We start from the raw sequence: 19,037 nt of genomic DNA on the forward strand, positions 1-19,037 counted from the left end.
GCAAATAATCTTGTGACTGATGAAGAAGTAAAAAAAGCTCTCAAATATAGATAGTTTTAGAAATTTATCTAAGGATAAAGTAATGGAATTTGTATCTTTGATACCTAGTATGGATAAAGAACTTGCTATAAAAATAGTAGAGCAATTTCCTGATTATGCCGCATATTCTCAAGGTATTGTAGCACAGCTATATAAGCTGTGTAATAATGTGATGGACAAAAATGATAAAACTTTATCAGGAACAATTACTGCTTATCAGAAAATATTAGATGAATTATCTATTCTCCTTCAAAAAGAGTTCATCTCCATTGATGAAAGAAAATATATTACGGAGAAAATGATTGATATAGCCGATAAAATTGCAGCTAAGGACACTGAAAATAAGGAATTTCTAGAAAAAATGATTCAATATGGTGGTTATTTTGCCTTTGGTGCATTGGTGCTTGGAGCAACTATACTCGGCGTTAATATAAAAGGGAAGGATATCCCGAAGTTAAAGTAATTTTTAAAATTTAAGGAGACCCCATGACTAAACGTGCTTTAATTAGCGTATCAGACAAAGCAGGCATTATCGAGTTTGCCCAAGCATTGACAGCCCAAGGTTGGGAGATTATCTCAACTGGCGGGACGAAAACAGCCCTTGATAATGCAGGGGTAGCAACTATTGCCATCGACGATGTGACAGGCTTCCCTGAAATGATGGACGGTCGTGTCAAAACTCTCCATCCAAAAATCCACGGTGGGCTCCTCGCTCGTCGTGATTTGGACAGCCATTTGGAGGCAGCCAACCAGCATGAGATTGGTCTGATTGACCTTGTTGTAGTTAACCTCTATCCCTTCAAGGGGACCATTCTGCGCCCAGACGTGACCTATGATTTGGCGGTGGAAAATATTGATATCGGTGGCCCATCCATGCTTCGCTCCGCAGCTAAAAATCACGCCAGCGTGACGGTTGTTGTGGATCCAGCAGACTATACGGTAGTGTTGGATGAGCTCAAGGCTGATGGCAAGACAACCTATGCGACCCGTCAACGTTTGGCAGCCAAGGTTTACCGTCACACAGCAGCCTACGATGCCTTGATTGCGGACTATTTCACAGCACAAGTTGGCGAAACCAAACCTGAAAAGCTAACCATCACTTATGACCTCAAACAGCCAATGCGCTACGGGGAAAATCCTCAACAGGCTGCAGATTTTTACCAGTCAGCGATTCCGACAGAGTATTCTATCGCGTCAGCCAAGCAACTCAACGGTAAGGAGCTTTCCTTCAATAATATCCGCGATGCCGATGCGGCTATCCGCATTATCCGTGATTTCAAGAATCAGCCGACTGTGGTTGCTCTCAAGCACATGAACCCTTGCGGTATCGGTCAAGCAGATGATATTGAGACAGCTTGGGATTACTGTTATGAGGCAGACCCAGTTTCTATCTTTGGTGGGATTGTTGTTCTCAACCGCGAAGTTGATGCGAAGACAGCGGAGAAGATGCATCCGATTTTCTTAGAAATCATCATCGCTCCTAGCTATTCGGCAGAAGCGCTAGCCATTTTCCAGAAAAAAGCCAATCTGCGCGTGCTGGAACTGCCTTTTGATGCCCAAGATGCCAGCGAAGCCGAGCCTGAATACACAGGCGTGGTCGGCGGTATGCTGGTGCAAAACCAAGATGTCATCAAGGAAAATCCAGCTGATTGGCAGGTGGTGACCGAGCGTCAACCGAGCGAGCAGGAGCGTGTGGCTCTAGCCTTTGCTTGGAAGGCCATCAAGTATGTCAAGTCCAATGGGATTATCATCACCAACGACCACATGACTCTGGGTGTCGGACCTGGTCAGACCAATCGTGTGGCGTCAGTTCGCATTGCCATTGAGCAGGCTAAAGACCGTCTTGACAGTGCAGTCCTTGCTTCAGATGCCTTCTTCCCATTTGCGGACAATATCGAAGAAATTGCCGCCGCAGGCATCAAGGCCATCATCCAACCAGGTGGCTCCGTTCGTGACCAAGACTCGATTGACGCCGCCAATAAACATGGCATCGCAATGGTGTTTACGGGTATTAGACATTTTAGGCATTAAGAGAGGCACACAGCATTTGCTTGTGTGTTTTCGAACAACTTGACTATTTTTTAAAAAATGAGGAGAAATGATGAAGCTGTTGGTTATCGGTTCTGGCGGACGTGAGCATGCGATTGCTAAGAAACTTTTAGAATCGCCACAGGTGGACATGGTCTATGTTGCGCCAGGTAATGATGGCATGACCCTAGATGGGTTACAACTGATCAATCTCGGAATTTCCGAACATTATGCCCTGATTGATTTTGCCAAGAAAAATAACATCGCTTGGACCTTTGTCGGGCCTGATGATGCACTGGCGGCGGGTATTGTGGATGATTTTGAATCAGCAGGTCTCAAAGCTTTTGGGGCATCGCGTCTAGCAGCAGAGCTGGAGTGGTCCAAGGACTTTGCTAAGTCTATCATGACCAAGTACGGCATCCCAACAGCCGCCTATAGTACCTTTGCCGACTTTGAGGAGGCCAAGGCTTATATCGAAAAACAGGGCGCCCCTATCGTGGTTAAGGCAGATGGACTGGCACTGGGCAAGGGAGTGGTCGTGGCAGAGACGATTGAGCAGGCGGTCGAGGCGGCGCGTGAGATGCTTTTGGACAATAAATTTGGTGACTCCGGTGCACGTGTGGTCATTGAAGAATTCCTAGATGGCGAGGAGTTTTCCCTCTTTGCCTTTGTCAACGGCGAGGAGTTCTCCCTCATGCCAACTGCTCAAGATCATAAGCGGGCTCACGATGGAGATACAGGACCCAACACAGGTGGCATGGGGGCTTATGCACCGGTTACCCACCTGCCTCAGTCCGTCATTGAACAGTCGGTGGAGACCATCATCAAGCCCCTTCTAGCAGGTATGATGGCAGAAGGACGTCCCTATCTTGGCGTTCTTTACTGTGGTCTGATTTTGACTACCGATGGACCTAAGGTCATCGAATTCAACGCCCGCTTTGGGGATCCCGAGACCCAGATTATCCTGCCCCGGCTGACCTCGGATTTTGCCCAAAACATCAGCGACATCTTGGACAAGAAAGAGCCAACCGTCACTTGGCGTGAGGGTGGCGTAACCCTTGGCGTTGTCGTCGCTTCTAATGGCTACCCGCTTGACTATGAAAAAGGTGTTCCACTACCAGAAAAGACGAATGGCGACATTATCACCTACTATGCAGGCGCTAAGTTTGATGACAATAGCAGGGCTCTACTATCCAACGGCGGACGCGTCTATATGCTAGTCAGCACAGCTGATACCGTCCCAGCAGCGCAGGAAAAAATCTATGCTGAGCTGGCAAACCAAAACACTGAGGGGCTCTTTTATCGAACAGACATCGGAAGTAAAGCATTAAATAAGCGATAGTACTTAGCGACCACAGGTCGCTCTAAGCGGTACTTTTCGCTGTGGTAATAAGATGAACAATCAAGTGATTGTTCATCTCGGAAGTTTTGAGACCTCAGGCTCAAAACTTAGGCATGGAACCAAAGGTTCGCTGCCGTCCGCACCACCTCAGAAAAGTACCAAAAGAAAAAAGGAACATTAATATGAAACCAATCATTTCCATTATCATGGGTTCCAGCTCCGACTGGGCGACTATGCAAAAAACTGCTGAAATCCTCGATCAATTCAATGTCCCCTACGAGAAAAAAGTCGTCTCTGCCCACCGTACCCCAGACCTTATGTTTAAGCACGCAGAGGAAGCACGCGGTCGTGGTATCAAAGTCATCATTGCAGGTGCTGGGGGGGCAGCTCACTTACCTGGCATGGTCGCCGCCAAGACAACTCTGCCTGTTATCGGTGTGCCTGTTAAGTCTCGTGCCCTCAGTGGTCTCGATTCCCTCTATTCCATGGTTCAGATGCCCGCAGGTGTGCCTGTGGCAACCATGGCAATAGGAGAAGCGGGAGGAACCAATGCGGCTTTGACTGCTCTCCGTATCCTCTCCATTGAAGACAGCGGTATCGCAGACCAACTAGCCAGCTTTGCTATTGAACAAAGGAATCTCGCGGAGGCCATGAGCGATGAACTCAACTAAAACTATCGGGATTATCGGAGGCGGTCAACTGGGTCAGATGATGGCTATTTCCGCTATCTATATGGGACACAAGGTCATTACGCTAGACCCAGCGGCGGATTGCCCAGCTTCGCGCGTGAGTGAGGTGATTGTGGCACCTTACAGCGATGTAGAGGCTCTTCGCCAACTGGCAGAGCGCTGTGATGTCTTGACCTATGAGTTTGAAAATGTTGATGCGGATGCGTTAGACGCCGTGATAACAGACGGTCAATTGCCGCAAGGGACAGACCTTCTGCGTATTTCTCAAAATCGCATTTTTGAAAAAGATTTCTTGGCCAATAAGACCGGCGTGACCGTGGCACCTTACAAGGTTGTGACCTCTAGCCTTGATTTGGAAAATCTTGACTTCTCAAAAACCTATGTCCTCAAAACTGCCACGGGTGGCTATGATGGACACGGTCAGGTCGTCATTCGCTCTCGCGCCGACCTTGAAGCAGCCAACAAGCTGGCTAACTCTGCCGAGTGCGTCCTGGAGGAGTTCGTCAATTTTGACTTGGAAATCTCGGTCATCGTATCTGGCAATGGCAGAGATGTCACCGTCTTTCCTGTTCAGGAAAATATCCACCGCGACAATATCCTGTCAAAAACCATCGTCCCAGCCCGTATTTCAGACGACTTGAGCGCTGAAGCGCAGGCTATGGCGGTGAAAATAGCAGAGCAGCTCAACTTGTTCGGCACCCTCTGTGTGGAAATGTTTGTGGCAGGCGACGAGATTCTAGTCAATGAAATCGCCCCACGCCCCCACAACTCAGGGCATTATTCTATAGAAGCCTGTGATTTTTCACAGTTTGACACCCATATCTTGGGCGTACTCGGTCAACCTTTGCCAACTATCAGACTCCATGCCCCAGCCGTCATGCTCAATGTCCTCGGCCAACACATAGAACAAGCTAGAAGCTATGTTGCAGAAAACCCTAGCGCCCACCTCCACCTCTATGGTAAAATAGAAGCAAAGCACAACCGCAAAATGGGACATGTGGTGGTGCTAAGGGAAGATGTGGATAGTGTGGGAGAGTTTTGGAATATAAATTGAAAAATAATAAATTTTATGAACTGGTAAAATCATCATTTAGAAGTGTTAGTAATCGGATTCAAAATTTTATAGGAAAAAATCTAAGAGAAGAGATTCGTACTAAAAGTTTAGAGGATATCAAGATTGATATATGCCTGATTGAAGATATTGATGATATTTTGAATTATATAGTGGGGTACTATAATACGTACTATTCAATTTATAATTTAAACAGACTGATGAATGTTGCCATTCTGTGTAGAAAGCAAGATCCGCATTCTGAATATTCGTTCAAGATTATGATACAACTGTATCTGTACTTAATGATAAGGCATAAAGAGGGACTTAATAAAAATGTTATCATTTCGGATGAATTAGAAATTTTCTTTTTATTTCTAAATGTTATTCAAAATAACATATCTAATAATCAAGTAGGACAATCTGTAAAACGGGGGAGAAATGATGCTTTACAAAGTTACCTAAACTATAATTTCATTCCTCCTAATGGTTTGAATATTGAAATTAATCTTATGGGAAGATTTGAAGATTGGGTAATTCCTTTTGATAAAATGAAAAATGAATATGTTTTAAATCAAATTGGAATCTATAAAATGAAATAAAGGAGCCAAACAAAATGCTAACACGTTATTCTCGCCCTGAGATGGCGAACATTTGGAGTGAAGAGAACAAGTACCGTGCTTGGCTGGAGGTGGAAATCCTCGCTAGCGAAGCATGGGCTGAGTTGGGTGAGATTCCCAAGGAAGATGTGTCGAAGATTCGTGCCAATGCGAGCTTTGATATCGACCGTATTTTAGAAATCGAAGAGGAGACTCGTCACGATGTGGTGGCCTTCACCCGTGCGGTGTCAGAGAGCTTGGGCGAGGAGCGCAAGTGGGTGCACTATGGGCTGACCTCGACGGATGTAGTTGATACGGCTTACGGTTACCTCTACAAGCAGGCCAACGACATTATCCGTCGGAACCTTGAAACCTTTACCAATATCGTGGCTGAGAAGGCGCGTGAGCACAAGATGACCATCATGATGGGGCGTACCCACGGGGTGCATGCGGAGCCAACGACCTTCGGTCTCAAACTCGCAACTTGGTACAGCGAAATGAAGCGGAACCAAGAACGTTTCGAGCGCGCAGCAGCTGGTGTTGAAGCTGGAAAAATCTCTGGTGCTGTTGGAAACTTTGCTAACATTCCTCCTTTCGTCGAAGAATATGTTTGTGGCAAATTAGGCATCCGCCCGCAAGAAATTTCAACGCAGGTGTTACCTCGTGACCTCCATGCCGAATACTTTGCAGTGCTGGCTGGCATCGCGACATCGATTGAACGCATGGCAACGGAGATCCGTGGTCTGCAAAAATCGGAGCAACGTGAAGTCGAAGAGTTCTTTGCCAAGGGTCAAAAAGGTAGCTCTGCTATGCCTCACAAACGCAACCCCATCGGTTCAGAAAACATGACAGGGCTTGCGCGTGTCATTCGTGGGCACATGGTCACGGCTTATGAGAACGTGGCGCTCTGGCACGAGCGCGATATCTCGCACTCATCAGCGGAGCGGATTATCACGCCAGACACGACCATTCTTATCAACTACATGCTCAACCGTTTTGGCAATATCGTCAAGAATTTGACGGTCTTCCCAGAAAACATGATTCGCAACATGAACTCTACTTTTGGCTTGATTTATAGCCAACGTGTCATGTTGAAACTCATTGAAAAGGGCATGACGCGTGAGGAGGCTTACGACTTGGTACAGCCAAAAACAGCCTACTCATGGGATAACCAAGTGGACTTCAAACCGCTCTTGGAAGCTGACGAGAAAGTCACCGAAAAACTCACCCAAGACGAGATTGACGAACTCTTTAACCCAGCCTACTACACCAAGCGGGTCGATGACATTTTTGAGCGATTGGGATTGTAGGGGGAACTTTATTTATTCGTTACATCACTAGAAACAGGCACCTGATTATCAATCGGTGTCTGTTTCTTGGTGCAGTCGTAAAAGCAACGGTTTTATGAGAATAGTTCCCATTGTTTTACTGGTGTAGCAGTCGTTTGCTTCTCGCTTAGAGTTAAGTTGATGGCTATTGGTCAGTCTTTTTAGACAGTTATCGTTACCTAAGTAAGAAAGGCTGGGCTTGATGTTAAAGTTTTAGTGATATGAAAAGGGCAGATATTTCATTGCCACATCGCAGAAAAAGGATTAAGCAATAGCTTTTTTCAAAAAAATTATATTTATGCTTGAAAGTGTTTCCATAAAGTGGTAGAATAAGAGTGAAAACGACATTTTCAGAAAGAGAGGAAAATTTATGCCTACAGATGATACCATTACCATCTATGACGTGGCGCGAGAAGCGGGAGTATCCATGGCGACTGTTAGCCGTGTGGTTAACGGCAATAAAAATGTCAAAGAAAACACCCGTCAACGAGTGCTCAGTGTTATTGAGCGTCTGGACTATCGTCCAAATGCCGTTGCCCGTGGATTAGCCAGCAAAAAAACGACAACAGTCGGGGTTGTTGTCCCAAATATTGCCAATAGTTACTTTGCGACTTTGGCAAAAGGGATTGATGACATCGCTGCCATGTACAAATACAACATCGTGCTGACCTCAAGCGACGAAGACCAAGATAAGGAAATTGACGTGGTCAACACCTTGTTTGCTAAACAAGTTGATGGGATTATTTTTATGGGTCACCATTTAACGGATAAGATTCGTTCAGAGTTCTCACGTTCACGGACGCCTATTGTATTGGCAGGGACAGTTGATTTGGAGCATCAGTTACCAAGTGTCAATATCGACTATAGGGAAGCGGTGATGGATGTGTTGGATATGCTGGCGGCAAATCATGATAAGATTGCCTTTGTGTCAGGTCCTCTGATTGATGATATTAATGGCAAAGTGCGTTTGACTGGCTATAAGGAGGGTCTTAAAAAGAATAAGCTAACCTTTAACGAGGGTCTAGTATTTGAAGCCAAATACCGCTACGAAGATGGCTTTGCACTGGCACAGCGCTTGATTAACTCAGGGGCAACTGCAGCTTATGTTGCCGAGGATGAATTGGCTGCAGGTCTGTTGAATGGTCTTTTCGCAGCTGGTAAACATGTTCCTGAAGATTTTGAAATTATCACAAGTAATGATTCAACAGTTGTTAATTACACTCGTCCTAACTTGACGTCAATTAGCCAGCCGATTTATGATTTGGGTGCTGTTGCCATGCGTATGTTGACCAAAATCATGAACAAGGAAGAACTGGAAGAAAAAGAGATTGTGCTTAATCACGGCATCAAAAAACGTCAGTCGACCAAATAACATCAAAAAAATTAGTAAGTGCTGGAGCTTGGCTCTGGCATTTTTTGTTTAGAACAACGATTTTCATAACAGCTTATAGGGCTGACATAGTTGGTAGCAAGACCAGTCGTTCCTTCGTCTCTAGCGATGGGAGATGTAGGGTGGATTGCAAAGAGAGGAGAAACGTGTCCGTTGATGTTGCCTCCTTTTCTAAAAAACGCTTGCATTTTATATAGAAATAGTTTATTATATATATGTATAGAAAACGATTACACCAAGGTGTAACTTTTGGGAGGAGGAAAAAATGGGAAAAGACCTATTTTCGAAAAAAAGTCATTTCAGTATCCGTAAACTGAGCGTGGGTGTTTGCTCGGTGATCATCGGACTGAGTTTTTTGGCTGGGCAGACCGTTGAAGCTGCTGAAACAAGTGGAGCTGTCGATTCAACAGCGGACACTGGTTTGGCAGTAGCAGAACCGGACAAAGAAACTGATGAGGGGACGGTTCAGCCGACAGCAAACAATCTGTCTGACCTTTCTGAGGCAGAAAGTCTGAAGCCAGTCGGTGAGGAAACTAGTGCCGTGACGCCTACTGTCACCGAGACGGAAGGCAGTCAACCGGTTGCCAGCTCTGCTATTGCCCCAGAAATATCAAATAGTCCAGCAGTAGGAACAGCGCGTGCAGCTGCTCAAAAAACCATTGAATGGACACCTGCATCAACTGTGCCAGGTACTGTTACGGTCAAGGAAGCAGAGGGAGTTCGTTACAATACTTTGACCCCATCTGCTCAAAATGATAATGGTAATAATGCAGCTCTGTTTGTCAAAGAAGGTTTAGCAGTCAGCGAGGAAGGTAACGCCACTGTCAATTTGACGTTTGTTGAGCAGTCTGAACCTGGTGCAGGGCGCTTTGGCGTTTTCCTCAATCACCAAGATAATAGCAACCACATCTTTGTCGGTTATGACAATGCTGGCGGCTGGTTCTGGGAATACAAGGCGTCTGGTCAACGTGGTGCTTGGTTAACTACTCGTAGTATGGCATCACCAACTAAAGGTAGCACCAATGAATTGATAATCAGTTTGAAACATGATGGTCAGCTCAATGCGACAGTCAACGGCAATAAGGCTTTTGATACTTTGACCATTCCGACGGAGGTCATGACAGCACTGCGCAACAACAAGCGTATTGCCCTCAAGGCAGGTCGTTTCAACGATCAAGTGACTACAGTTGATGTCAAGACAGATAATCAAGAAGGTGTTCAAACCAATACCCAACCAAACCCTACTGTTACTGGCACTCAAGTAGATGACAGCCAGTACACTTATGACACGATTCATTCAGCAGAAATGGCTGTTAAAATTGATACAGCCTTCCCACGGGTGCGGGAATATACGCTTGGTACAGATACACTACCAGGTCAAGTCATCGCTAACAACAAAGTTAAAATCAATGGCATTGAACTTGACCCAACGGTTAATTTCCAAAAAATTGACGATACCACTGTCCTTTATACCCTCACGGCACGTTCAGACGCTAACAGTATCAATGCTACTATCAAACTTCAATTGAAGGTAGTTGGTAATGAACTCCACTACGATGTGACTGAGATTACCAATCACAACAACGTGGTAGCAGGTCAAGAAATTGATGATGTTAAAAAGCTGATTAGCACCATTGAACTTCCAGGTAGTCATCTAATTTCCGTGTCTAGTGCCGATAGCGATGCCAAGTTTAATGGCGCTCGCATGTCAACCAATACTCATCGTAACGGTGACGAAGAGGTGGCAGTAACGAGAAGCATGGGAGACATGGCTACTCGTGGCTATATGTATGGTTTTGTATCTAACAATAAACTGGCAGCAGGTGTCTGGAGCAACTCTCAGCATAATTATGGCGGAGGCGCCAACGATTTTACCCGATTAACAGTTAATAAATTCTCAGCCAATGGCGAAAACTTTATCGGTATTCAAAGTTCACCATTTATTTATCAACGGGCTTTCCAAAACAAGGTTTATGACCAACGGACTTTCGTTCTGCCGAGTGCTAAGGTCGTTATCACGAGAGATAAAAATGATGACGGACGCGTGGACTGGCAGGACGGTGCTATTGCTTACCGTGACATCATGAATAATCCGAAAGGGGCTGAAAGTGTGCCTGACTTGGTGGCATACCGTATCGCTATGAACTTCGGTTCACAGGCTCAAAACCCATTCTTGATGACCTTGGATGGTATCAAAAAAATCACCCTCCATACGGATGGCTTGGGGCAATCTATCCTGCTCAAAGGTTACGGTAGTGAAGGGCATGACTCAGGTCACCTGAATTATGCTGATGTGGGTCGTCGTATCGGTGGTGTCGAGGATTTCAAAACCTTGATTGAGAAAGCTCGTCCATACGGGGCTAAACTGGGTATCCATGTCAATGCTTCTGAGACCTACCCTGAGTCTAAATATTTCATTCCAGAGCGCCTGCGCAAAAACGCTGATGGCTCGTATAACTACGGCTGGAACTGGATTGACCAAGGGATTAACATCAACTCTGAGTACGACATGGCTCATGGCCGTTTCGATCGCTTCAAGGACTTGCGTGATGCCTTGGGTGACGGTCTGGACTTTATCTATGTCGATGTTTGGGGCAATGGCCAAGCAGGAAACGATTCTGCTTGGGCAACTCACATGCTGTCCAGAGAGATTAACGAGAATGGTTGGCGAGCAGCCTACGAGTGGGGCTACGCTGGTGAATATGACTCCACCTTTCAACACTGGGCATCTGATTTGACCTACGGTGGCTACAGCTTGAAAGGGATTAATAGTAACATCGTTCGCTTTATTCGAAACCATCAAAAAGATTCGTGGGTCGGAAACTATCCAAGCTATGGTGGTGCTGCCATCAACCCACTTCTGGGTGGCTATGACATGAAGGACTTTGAAGGCTGGCAAGGTCGTAGCGACTATCTGGGCTATATGACCAATCTCTTCAAGAATAATATTCCAACGAAATTTATCCAGCACTTCAAGGTGACCAACTGGACAAATGGCACGCCAGTAACGATGTCTGATAATGGTGAACAGTATCGTTGGATACCTGAGATGGAGATTAAGCTCAAAGATGACAACAACCGTCAGCTGGTGATTGCTCGTAAGTCCAATGATGTCAACGCCGCAGGCTACCGTGAGCGGACCATGACCTTAGATGGTCGTGTCATCTATGATGGCTCAGCTTACTTGATGCCGTGGGATTGGGATGCTAATGGTCGTGCTTTAGCTGACTCAGATAAGAAATTCTACTACTTCAACACTCAAGCAGGGGCAACGTCATGGGAGCTACCAGCTGATTGGCAATCTGGCGACCTCTACCTTTACAAACTGACTGATACAGGTAAGGTTGACGAGCAACGTTTGACTGTGCAAAATGGGCGTGTAACCATTGATGTGCCAGCCAACACAGCTTATGTCCTTTACCGCAGTCCGCAGACCAACAAGGACGTTAAGTGGAGCGAGGGCATGCACATTGTTGATCAAGGGTTCAACAGTGGCAGTCTGTCTCCGTGGACAGTGAGCGATAGCAGCAAAGCGCAAATCGAGCGGTCTCAAGGGGACAACCCAATGCTGGCTTTGTCATCAAGCACCAGCGATGTTACTGTTTCTCAACGCTTGACTAATCTTAAACCAAATACAGCCTATGCGGTCTATGTCGGCGTTGATAACCGTAGCACCTCAGATGCGATTCTGACGGTCAATACAGGCGACAAAGTGATCAGCAATCAGACCAATCAGTCCATTGCTCTGAACTATGTTAAAGCCTATGCTCACAACACTCTGGAGCGAAATGCGACCGTTGACAATAAGAGTTACTTCCAAAACCTTTATGTTTTCTTCACCACAGGTGATGATGTGTCAAACGTCACACTCACTTTGACTCGTAAGGGTGAAAATGAAGCCAGCGAAGGTAAGGTTTACTTTGATGAGGTGCGTGTCTTTGAAAACAATTCAAGCATGTACGGTAGTGAACATGATTTCAGCAAGACCAAGGTCTTCTTCCAAGACTTTGAGCATGTGCCACAAGGAATTTTCCCATTTGTTATCGGTGGTATTGAAGGTGTTGAGGACAACCGTACCCACCTCTCTGAAAAGAATGAACCTTATACTCAACGTGGCTGGAATGGCAAGAAAATTTCTGATGTGATTGATGGCAACTGGTCTCTGAAGACCAATGGTCTTGTTGGACGTGGTCGTCTGGTTTACCAAACTATTCCACAGAACTTTGCCTTTGAAGCAGGTAAGACCTATCGTGTCAGCTTTGACTACGAAGCAGGTTCTGATGATGCCTATGCCTTTGCTATCGGTGAGGGTGAGTACCGTAGTCCAGACCAGCTGACCCTTCACCCATTGAAAAATACTTGGGAAAACAGCGATCGTGCTGGTCGAGCCAGCTATGTGATTAACGGTAGCGATTCAGGTCAGAGTTGGATTGGTATCTTCTCAACAGCTCGAGGTGGCGATACCAAGGGTGAATCTGGTGGTAATGCCAACTTCCGTGGTTACAATGACTTCATTCTGGATAATCTACGTATTGAGGAAATCGAAGTGACCGCTGATTTAATCTTGGATGAGGCTATCAAACGTCATTTGCCAGTAACAGATGAGACTTATACCAAAGAAACCTTGGTGCCTTATAAGGATGCTGTTGTCAGCTTGATGGCTGCTTTGGGTCAAGGGCTGAGCGTTGAAGAAGCACAAAGCTTAATTGCCCAAGCAGCTCGCGCCCAAGCAGGTCTGGTCAGTCACAAAGTGGCGGTATCAACACAGGCTATTGAGTCTGCGGTGGCTAGCGAGCAACCAGGTCAAAATGAGAACCTCTGGAAGGCATTTGATGGCAACCCAGGTACCATCTGGCACTCAGCTTGGAACGGTAGTGGCTTTGGTCAGCCCGCAACGGTGACACTGAAAGAGCCGATTGCAGTGACTCATTTGGATTATGTGCCACGTCCTGGTGGGGCTAACGGTCGTGTCAAAGCAGGTAATCTCGTTATTGTGGATAGCTCTGGTGAACGTCACAACTTTGCTATTGCCGATTGGACAAATGATAGTCGAACCAAACGAGTAGACTTTGGTCGTGAAATTTTGACCAAGCAGATTATCTTTACAGCTACCGAAACCTACGGAAACCGTGAGAGCGAAAATAATAAGTTTGTCTCCGCTGCAGAATTTAAGCTTGGCTTGGTTGTCCCAAGGAATCAACCAGACGATTTGACCCCTTGGACAACTGCCTTGGCTGTAGCCAAGGAAAGACTTGGAGAAGATGATGAGCAGATTGCAGGTCTTGAGAAAACATTTGCTACTCTGACCGCTCAGAACTTGTTGACACAAAACCAAATCAACCACCTCGCAACTGTCCTCGACCAACTTCAAAAAGTTGAAAAACCTGATACAGACACGGATGAGGGAACATCTCCAGCCGACGGAGAAGAACAAGGAAATTCAGATGTTGATAATCAGTCAGGAACTGAAAATACTGGTCAGGATTCAGGGAATACCACCGACCAAGATCATTCAGATTCTGATAGTCAGTCAGGCGATGAGAGTCAAGATTCAGGCACACCGGGTGATTCAGCTGATACCAATACAACCCCAGATGGTACCCAAGATAATGGTGGTGACCAAGTTGGCTCAGATTCAGATGACCAGTCCGATGATGAGAGTTTCGACCAAAATGGCAACGTAGGTACCGACGAAGACGGCAACACCGGCGCTGACCAAGGTGGTAACACCGATACCAACGAAGGCGGAAACACCGGTGCCGATGCAGGTGTCAACACAGACAACAATGAAAGCGATGCAGATACCAACGCTGATACCAATGAAAGTGGCAACACTGATACTAACGCAGGCGGTAACACCGGTGCCGATGCAGGTGTCAACACAACCAAACCTGACACCACACAACCACCGCGTCAAATTACTGACGTCAACCCTCAAACTGACTCAGGTATCATCGCAGAGGTTCAATCAGCGGATGCCAAGGTGGCAGGCTTGAGAGTGGTCTTCCACAAAGAAACCAACAACCCTGAAACACCAGCCATCCTCAAAGGCACCGACTACGACCTCTTTGACATCGAGCTGGTTGACACAGATGGAAACATCGTCAAGCCAACTGCTCCAGTTGACGTCTACCTGCCAATTGATGACGGCAAAGACGTCGCTCAAGTGGTTTACTTGCCAAATAGTGACCAGAGCCATGCTCTGCCATTCACAACAATAACTCGTGATGGCAAGCGCTATGCCAAGTTCACTGCAGAGCACTTCAGTGAGTATGGTATTGTTTATGAGCCACAATCAACACCGGTTCCGCCAACGTCAGATTCAACACCAAATCCTGTTCCGACCCCAGGAACCCCTGGTCAAGGTGCCGACACCTCAAATCCTGGTAACCCAGGCATTAACCAAGGTAACACACCAAATACTGGCAATACACCAGATAAACCTGTGGACAAGGCTAAGTTGGCGACTGATTTGCTTAAAGCAATTGATGCATCCAACTTGACTGACGAGCAAAAAGGCGATTTGGCTGTCAAGGTGGCCTTCGCAGAAACTGAAGCTGAACTCGAAGCCATCAAGGCAGAAGTTGCTAAGCTTGTTAAATCGACAAGCCGTTCAGCTACAGCTCCTGCAGCTTCAGCACTAGCCTCAGCGACAGTAGGTAAGAAGGGACTCCCTGCAACAGGCGATGTTCACACAGCTCTAGCTGCTGTCGGCTCAACAGCCCTCTTATCAGCCCTAGGCTTAGCCGGACTGAGAAGACGAGCTAGATAAGCTAATAAAAACTAGATTGGTCATGAACCAGTCTAGTTTTTTGGTTGTTAGGACGGATGGTGATGCAACTGTTCAGCAGACTTTTCAAATTGGTATAGAAAACTCATCAAAATAGGAGATACAGAACATTCTTATCGCACGTTGTTGTGAAAAATTTTAATTTGCACAAAGATATAGAGATGACTTCAAAAAAATAGCAAAGTATTTTATGCGAAAAGGAGAGTTATTAGCTTTATCGTTTTAAAAAAGTGTCAAGTAACTTTACTTTACAAAAAAACTATGGTAGAATAATAAAGTTGATGAAAATCAAATTAAACTTATCGGAGGATAAAAAGACATGGCAGTACCTGCACGTCGCACATCAAAAGCGAAAAAAAATAAACGTCGTACCCACTACAAATTGACCGCTAAAACGGTAAAATTTGACGAAATTACTGGTGATTACTCACGTTCACACCGTGTATCTTTGAAAGGATACTACAAAGGACGTAAAATCGCTAAAGCTGGTGAATAAGAGGGAGGATACAAATGCGCGTTAATATCACACTTGAACACAAAGAATCTGGTGAGCGTTTGTACTTGACGTCTAAAAACAAGCGTAACACCCCAGACCGTCTTCAGTTGAAAAAATACTCACCAAAATTGCGTAAGCACGTGATTTTTACTGAAGTAAAATAAGACAACCTACAAAAAGCCTATGAAATCAACGTTTCAAAGGCTTTTTTCTTTTGATTTTAGCAAGATAACTGAATTTTAACTGATTAATATTTTCTAATACCGTAGATTATATTTTTGATATAATTAATACATGTCATGAAAGGAAGTACGAGATGGCGAAACCTACCAAAATTAATTGGAATGAAAAAATTCCTGAGATTTCTAAGAAAATTGAAGAAATAAAAATCACTTCTTTTTACATGTTAAGTACAGACTTATATAAAATAGATAACAACAAATTAATAAAAATTATAACTCAAAAGTTTGAAAATCATCCTGCAACCATAGCGATATTAATCGGTACAAAAGATAATGAACTTTATGAAAAAAAACATGAATTATGGAAACTTCCAGATGAGTTACTACATTTAGAAAATAAAGTAATAGAAAAAACAAATTATTATTTTGATTTGTATTTTTCAAAACTAGAAAAAAATAAGCAAAATTATCTACAAAATTCTGAATCAAATCAGTTTATTAAATTTATTTTCACTCCTTTAATAGAAGTGGATGAAAATGAAGAATTATACTTTTTCTTTATAACTCTCACTATCTTCCAAAATGGTTCAATTGTTATTGAATTATTCGAAGATTTAAGATCATCTTTCTATCTTCCAGACTTTTTTCACCCATATACTAAGATGAAAACGAAGATTTTTCCAGATTTTAATCAAAAGTCGACAACATATTCTACTAACCCCAATCAACAAATTGATGATATGCTACGATATATAAAAAAGGAATTGTCTTCCATAAATGGTGGTATACACTTAAGTGAACGTTTCTTCTTTTTACACTTTATAATGAATATGGATGAAATGAATAAATTGGAATTTTTTAAAACTGATAAGCTACATACTTGGATGATTAATGCCCCTTATAGTTTAAAATCCCTATCTTCTTCGACTAGATCAAAATACTATACCACTAATTTTTATGATTTTGATACTATAAGATACATAAATAAAGGGGCGAATTATATAATCTGGAATACTGAAAGCACAAGTAAATTCGAATCAAATTTTCTTAGTCAAGCTAGTTTCTTTTTAGCATCAGCTACTCCTTTATTTCAATTAATTACTCTAGACGAAACAATTATGGATGGCATTGAAAAATTTCAACTTTCAAATAATAAGCAATTAATAAAATTCAACGAATGGACACACAACTTTAAAAGATCATTTCTTTATATTTATAGACTTAACCATTTTGCTATTACTGACTTATTTAATCACTTACAAACTACTTCTTATTTTAAACATAATGAGTATATGGAAAAAATCAAACAAGAAGAATTCAATTTACTCAAAGAGCGAAATCAGTATAATGATTTTTTTAGAAACAGAATTATGGAAGTCATCCTTTTTATGATAGGTTCTGTATCTATACTTCAAATTGTTGATATTTTTACTGATAGTCTGAAAATTATATGGATAAGTTTAACTGTACTTATAATTATACTTATCTTAGTTTTTATTGTACTATTTAGAAAAAGAAAATAATATCAAAAAATATTCATCTCACAATTATCATGTAATAGTATCAGACAACTCTTTCATTGCTATTTCAATTTTATGTTTTCCTTTTTGCATTACATGAAGATAGATTTTCTCTATCTCCTTACTATCCTCCGAATGTCCTACAAATTCTCTGATAACATTCAAACTAACTTTTTTATCAGCCATAACTGAAACAAAACTATGTCTGAACATATGAGGCACTATATGAATAGGTCTCCCAAAATCTACTAAATCATCAATATCTGCATAAGGTTTTCCACTCTTCTTGTTATATTTTGCAGACTGACTAGAGCCACCACGCAGAAACATTGAGATTTCTGACTGGTACAAAGGACTGCCCTGCTGATTCTTTCCCTTGACATAAATTCTGGTAAAGATATATCCCATATCCCTATAAGTAGGGTTAAAGCGTGCTTGAAATCTATTTCTCTCAATATACTTCAATAAAATCTCTTCCACTTTAGGAGACATTGGAATAGTTCTAACGCTCTCTTTGGTCTTTAGAATAGCCCTATATCGTTCCTTCTCATTGGTCAACCTTTGTTCAGCCATTTCTTTATCAGTCTTATTATGACTTGCTCGTTGCCAATGTACTTTGATAAGTTTATTCTTGAAATCTAATATATCTTCATTCAATCCAAGGGCTTCGCTTGGTCTTATTCCTGTCAAATAGATTATTCTTAAAACATCAGCCACTAGTTCATTATTGTGTCTCTTTGTCCACTTTTCAATAATATCAAATACTTGATTAGCCTCATCAACTTCAAGATATTTTTCAGCTATATCTTCCCTAAGTTTCGCCTGCTCCTCTGCACTTGTAAGGGTCTTACGTTTGACCTTCTTGTTTAAAATAGGGTGTTGAGAAATTGTCAATTCTCCATGCTCTACCGCCCAATCAAATATCATCTTAAGATAAATGTGAATATTTTTTGAAATTCCTTCCGTAGCATTATCAATAATACTTTGCATTTTTTCTTGCTCCATACAAAACTGCTTAAAACTCATGTTTTCATTGAAATTAGGAAAAATATGCTGATTATATACACTAACTCTGCTATTCAAAGTATTCTTTGCAGGTTTAACCCTATTGACCCACCACTTAAAGGCTAAACCGTATAATTCTTTATTTTCATCATACGGTCTAGCTATGTCTTTTAGAAGTACAGTCTTACTAGGTTCGATTTCTTTCGGTTTCTCTCCAGTCAACTCTAATACAGTTTCATCAATCATTGCATTCAATAACTTTGAAACTTTCGTAATCAGCTGACTATTCTTTATATCAGAGATAACTAGCTTATCTTGACCCTTGCTATCTTTTCTTGTCGGTGTTGCCTTAGTAGAATACCACCCTTTATTTTCCCCTCCTGTAAGATACTTATAGCGACTTTTTGTTATCAAGGGGTGAGTATACCTCATTGCAAATTTAACAAGTACATTATGAAAAGGCACCCCTTTTCTGTACACTTTTTATAAAGTGTTTTTGTTAAGCGATAACTCGCTTAACCATAGGTGTTTGGTAATCGAGACTACCGTGAATGCGATGATGGTTCCACCAGTGGACA

General features: G+C 43.2%; 12 protein-coding genes and 1 pseudogene. 12 read left to right on the top strand and 1 reads right to left on the bottom strand.

Translation table 11 applies throughout. The annotated features are described in order from the left end of the window. The first annotated feature begins 82 nt into the window (after window positions 1-82). The 12 genes and pseudogenes from ACERC5_RS04415 (at window position 83) to ACERC5_RS04470 (ending at window position 17,457) form a co-directional block, all read left to right on the top strand. The gene (locus ACERC5_RS04415; protein ID WP_373660241.1) at window positions 83-502 is read left to right on the top strand and encodes a hypothetical protein; all 420 of its coding nucleotides are present in this window, start codon (window positions 83-85) and stop codon (window positions 500-502) included. Between the two features lie 23 nt (window positions 503-525). Next, window positions 526-2,070, top strand: coding sequence for a bifunctional phosphoribosylaminoimidazolecarboxamide formyltransferase/IMP cyclohydrolase (gene purH / locus ACERC5_RS04420; RefSeq protein ID WP_373660242.1), 1,545 nt, complete (start codon window positions 526-528; stop codon window positions 2,068-2,070). Between the two features lie 70 nt (window positions 2,071-2,140). Further along, window positions 2,141-3,409 (top strand): phosphoribosylamine--glycine ligase, encoded by a 1,269-nt coding sequence (gene purD / locus ACERC5_RS04425; protein ID WP_373660243.1) that lies wholly within the window; start codon window positions 2,141-2,143, stop codon window positions 3,407-3,409. Between the two features lie 182 nt (window positions 3,410-3,591). Beyond that, a complete protein-coding gene (purE, locus tag ACERC5_RS04430; RefSeq protein ID WP_373658355.1) occupies window positions 3,592-4,080 on the top strand; it encodes a 5-(carboxyamino)imidazole ribonucleotide mutase in 489 nt (162 codons plus the stop codon). Then, entirely contained in the window at window positions 4,067-5,152 is a 1,086-nt protein-coding gene (gene purK / locus ACERC5_RS04435) for a 5-(carboxyamino)imidazole ribonucleotide synthase (RefSeq protein WP_373660244.1), read from the top strand. The genes purE and purK overlap by 14 nt, the downstream gene beginning before the upstream one ends. Beyond that, window positions 5,137-5,751 (top strand): hypothetical protein, encoded by a 615-nt coding sequence (locus tag ACERC5_RS04440; protein WP_373658357.1) that lies wholly within the window; start codon window positions 5,137-5,139, stop codon window positions 5,749-5,751. Before purK ends, ACERC5_RS04440 begins: the two co-directional genes overlap by 16 nt. A gap of 14 nt (window positions 5,752-5,765) precedes the next feature. Further along, a complete protein-coding gene (gene purB / locus ACERC5_RS04445; RefSeq protein WP_373660246.1) occupies window positions 5,766-7,058 on the top strand; it encodes an adenylosuccinate lyase in 1,293 nt (430 codons plus the stop codon). Window positions 7,059-7,446: 388 nt separating this feature from the next. After that, on the top strand, window positions 7,447-8,448 hold the full coding sequence (gene ccpA, locus ACERC5_RS04450) for a catabolite control protein A (RefSeq protein ID WP_373658359.1): 1,002 nt from the start codon (window positions 7,447-7,449) through the stop codon (window positions 8,446-8,448). Between the two features lie 283 nt (window positions 8,449-8,731). Next, window positions 8,732-13,804: pseudogene (locus tag ACERC5_RS04455) on the top strand (endo-alpha-N-acetylgalactosaminidase family protein); the annotation flags it as partial. Window positions 13,805-15,575: 1,771 nt separating this feature from the next. Next, window positions 15,576-15,752 (top strand): 50S ribosomal protein L32, encoded by a 177-nt coding sequence (rpmF, locus tag ACERC5_RS04460; RefSeq protein WP_018368706.1) that lies wholly within the window; start codon window positions 15,576-15,578, stop codon window positions 15,750-15,752. A gap of 14 nt (window positions 15,753-15,766) precedes the next feature. Further along, window positions 15,767-15,916 (top strand): 50S ribosomal protein L33, encoded by a 150-nt coding sequence (gene rpmG / locus ACERC5_RS04465; RefSeq protein WP_002262412.1) that lies wholly within the window; start codon window positions 15,767-15,769, stop codon window positions 15,914-15,916. Window positions 15,917-16,068: 152 nt separating this feature from the next. Continuing rightward, a complete protein-coding gene (locus tag ACERC5_RS04470; protein ID WP_373660247.1) occupies window positions 16,069-17,457 on the top strand; it encodes a hypothetical protein in 1,389 nt (462 codons plus the stop codon). 27 nt (window positions 17,458-17,484) lie between these two features. Here ACERC5_RS04470 and ACERC5_RS04475 read toward each other — a convergent pair whose 3' ends face one another. Continuing rightward, on the bottom strand, window positions 17,485-18,939 hold the full coding sequence (locus tag ACERC5_RS04475; protein WP_373660248.1) for a tyrosine-type recombinase/integrase: 1,455 nt from the start codon (window positions 18,937-18,939) through the stop codon (window positions 17,485-17,487). Between the last annotated feature and the right edge of the window lie 98 nt (window positions 18,940-19,037).

This window comes from Streptococcus sp. E24BD (assembly GCF_041807825.1).
Classification (GTDB): Bacteria; Bacillota; Bacilli; order Lactobacillales; family Streptococcaceae; genus Streptococcus; species Streptococcus entericus.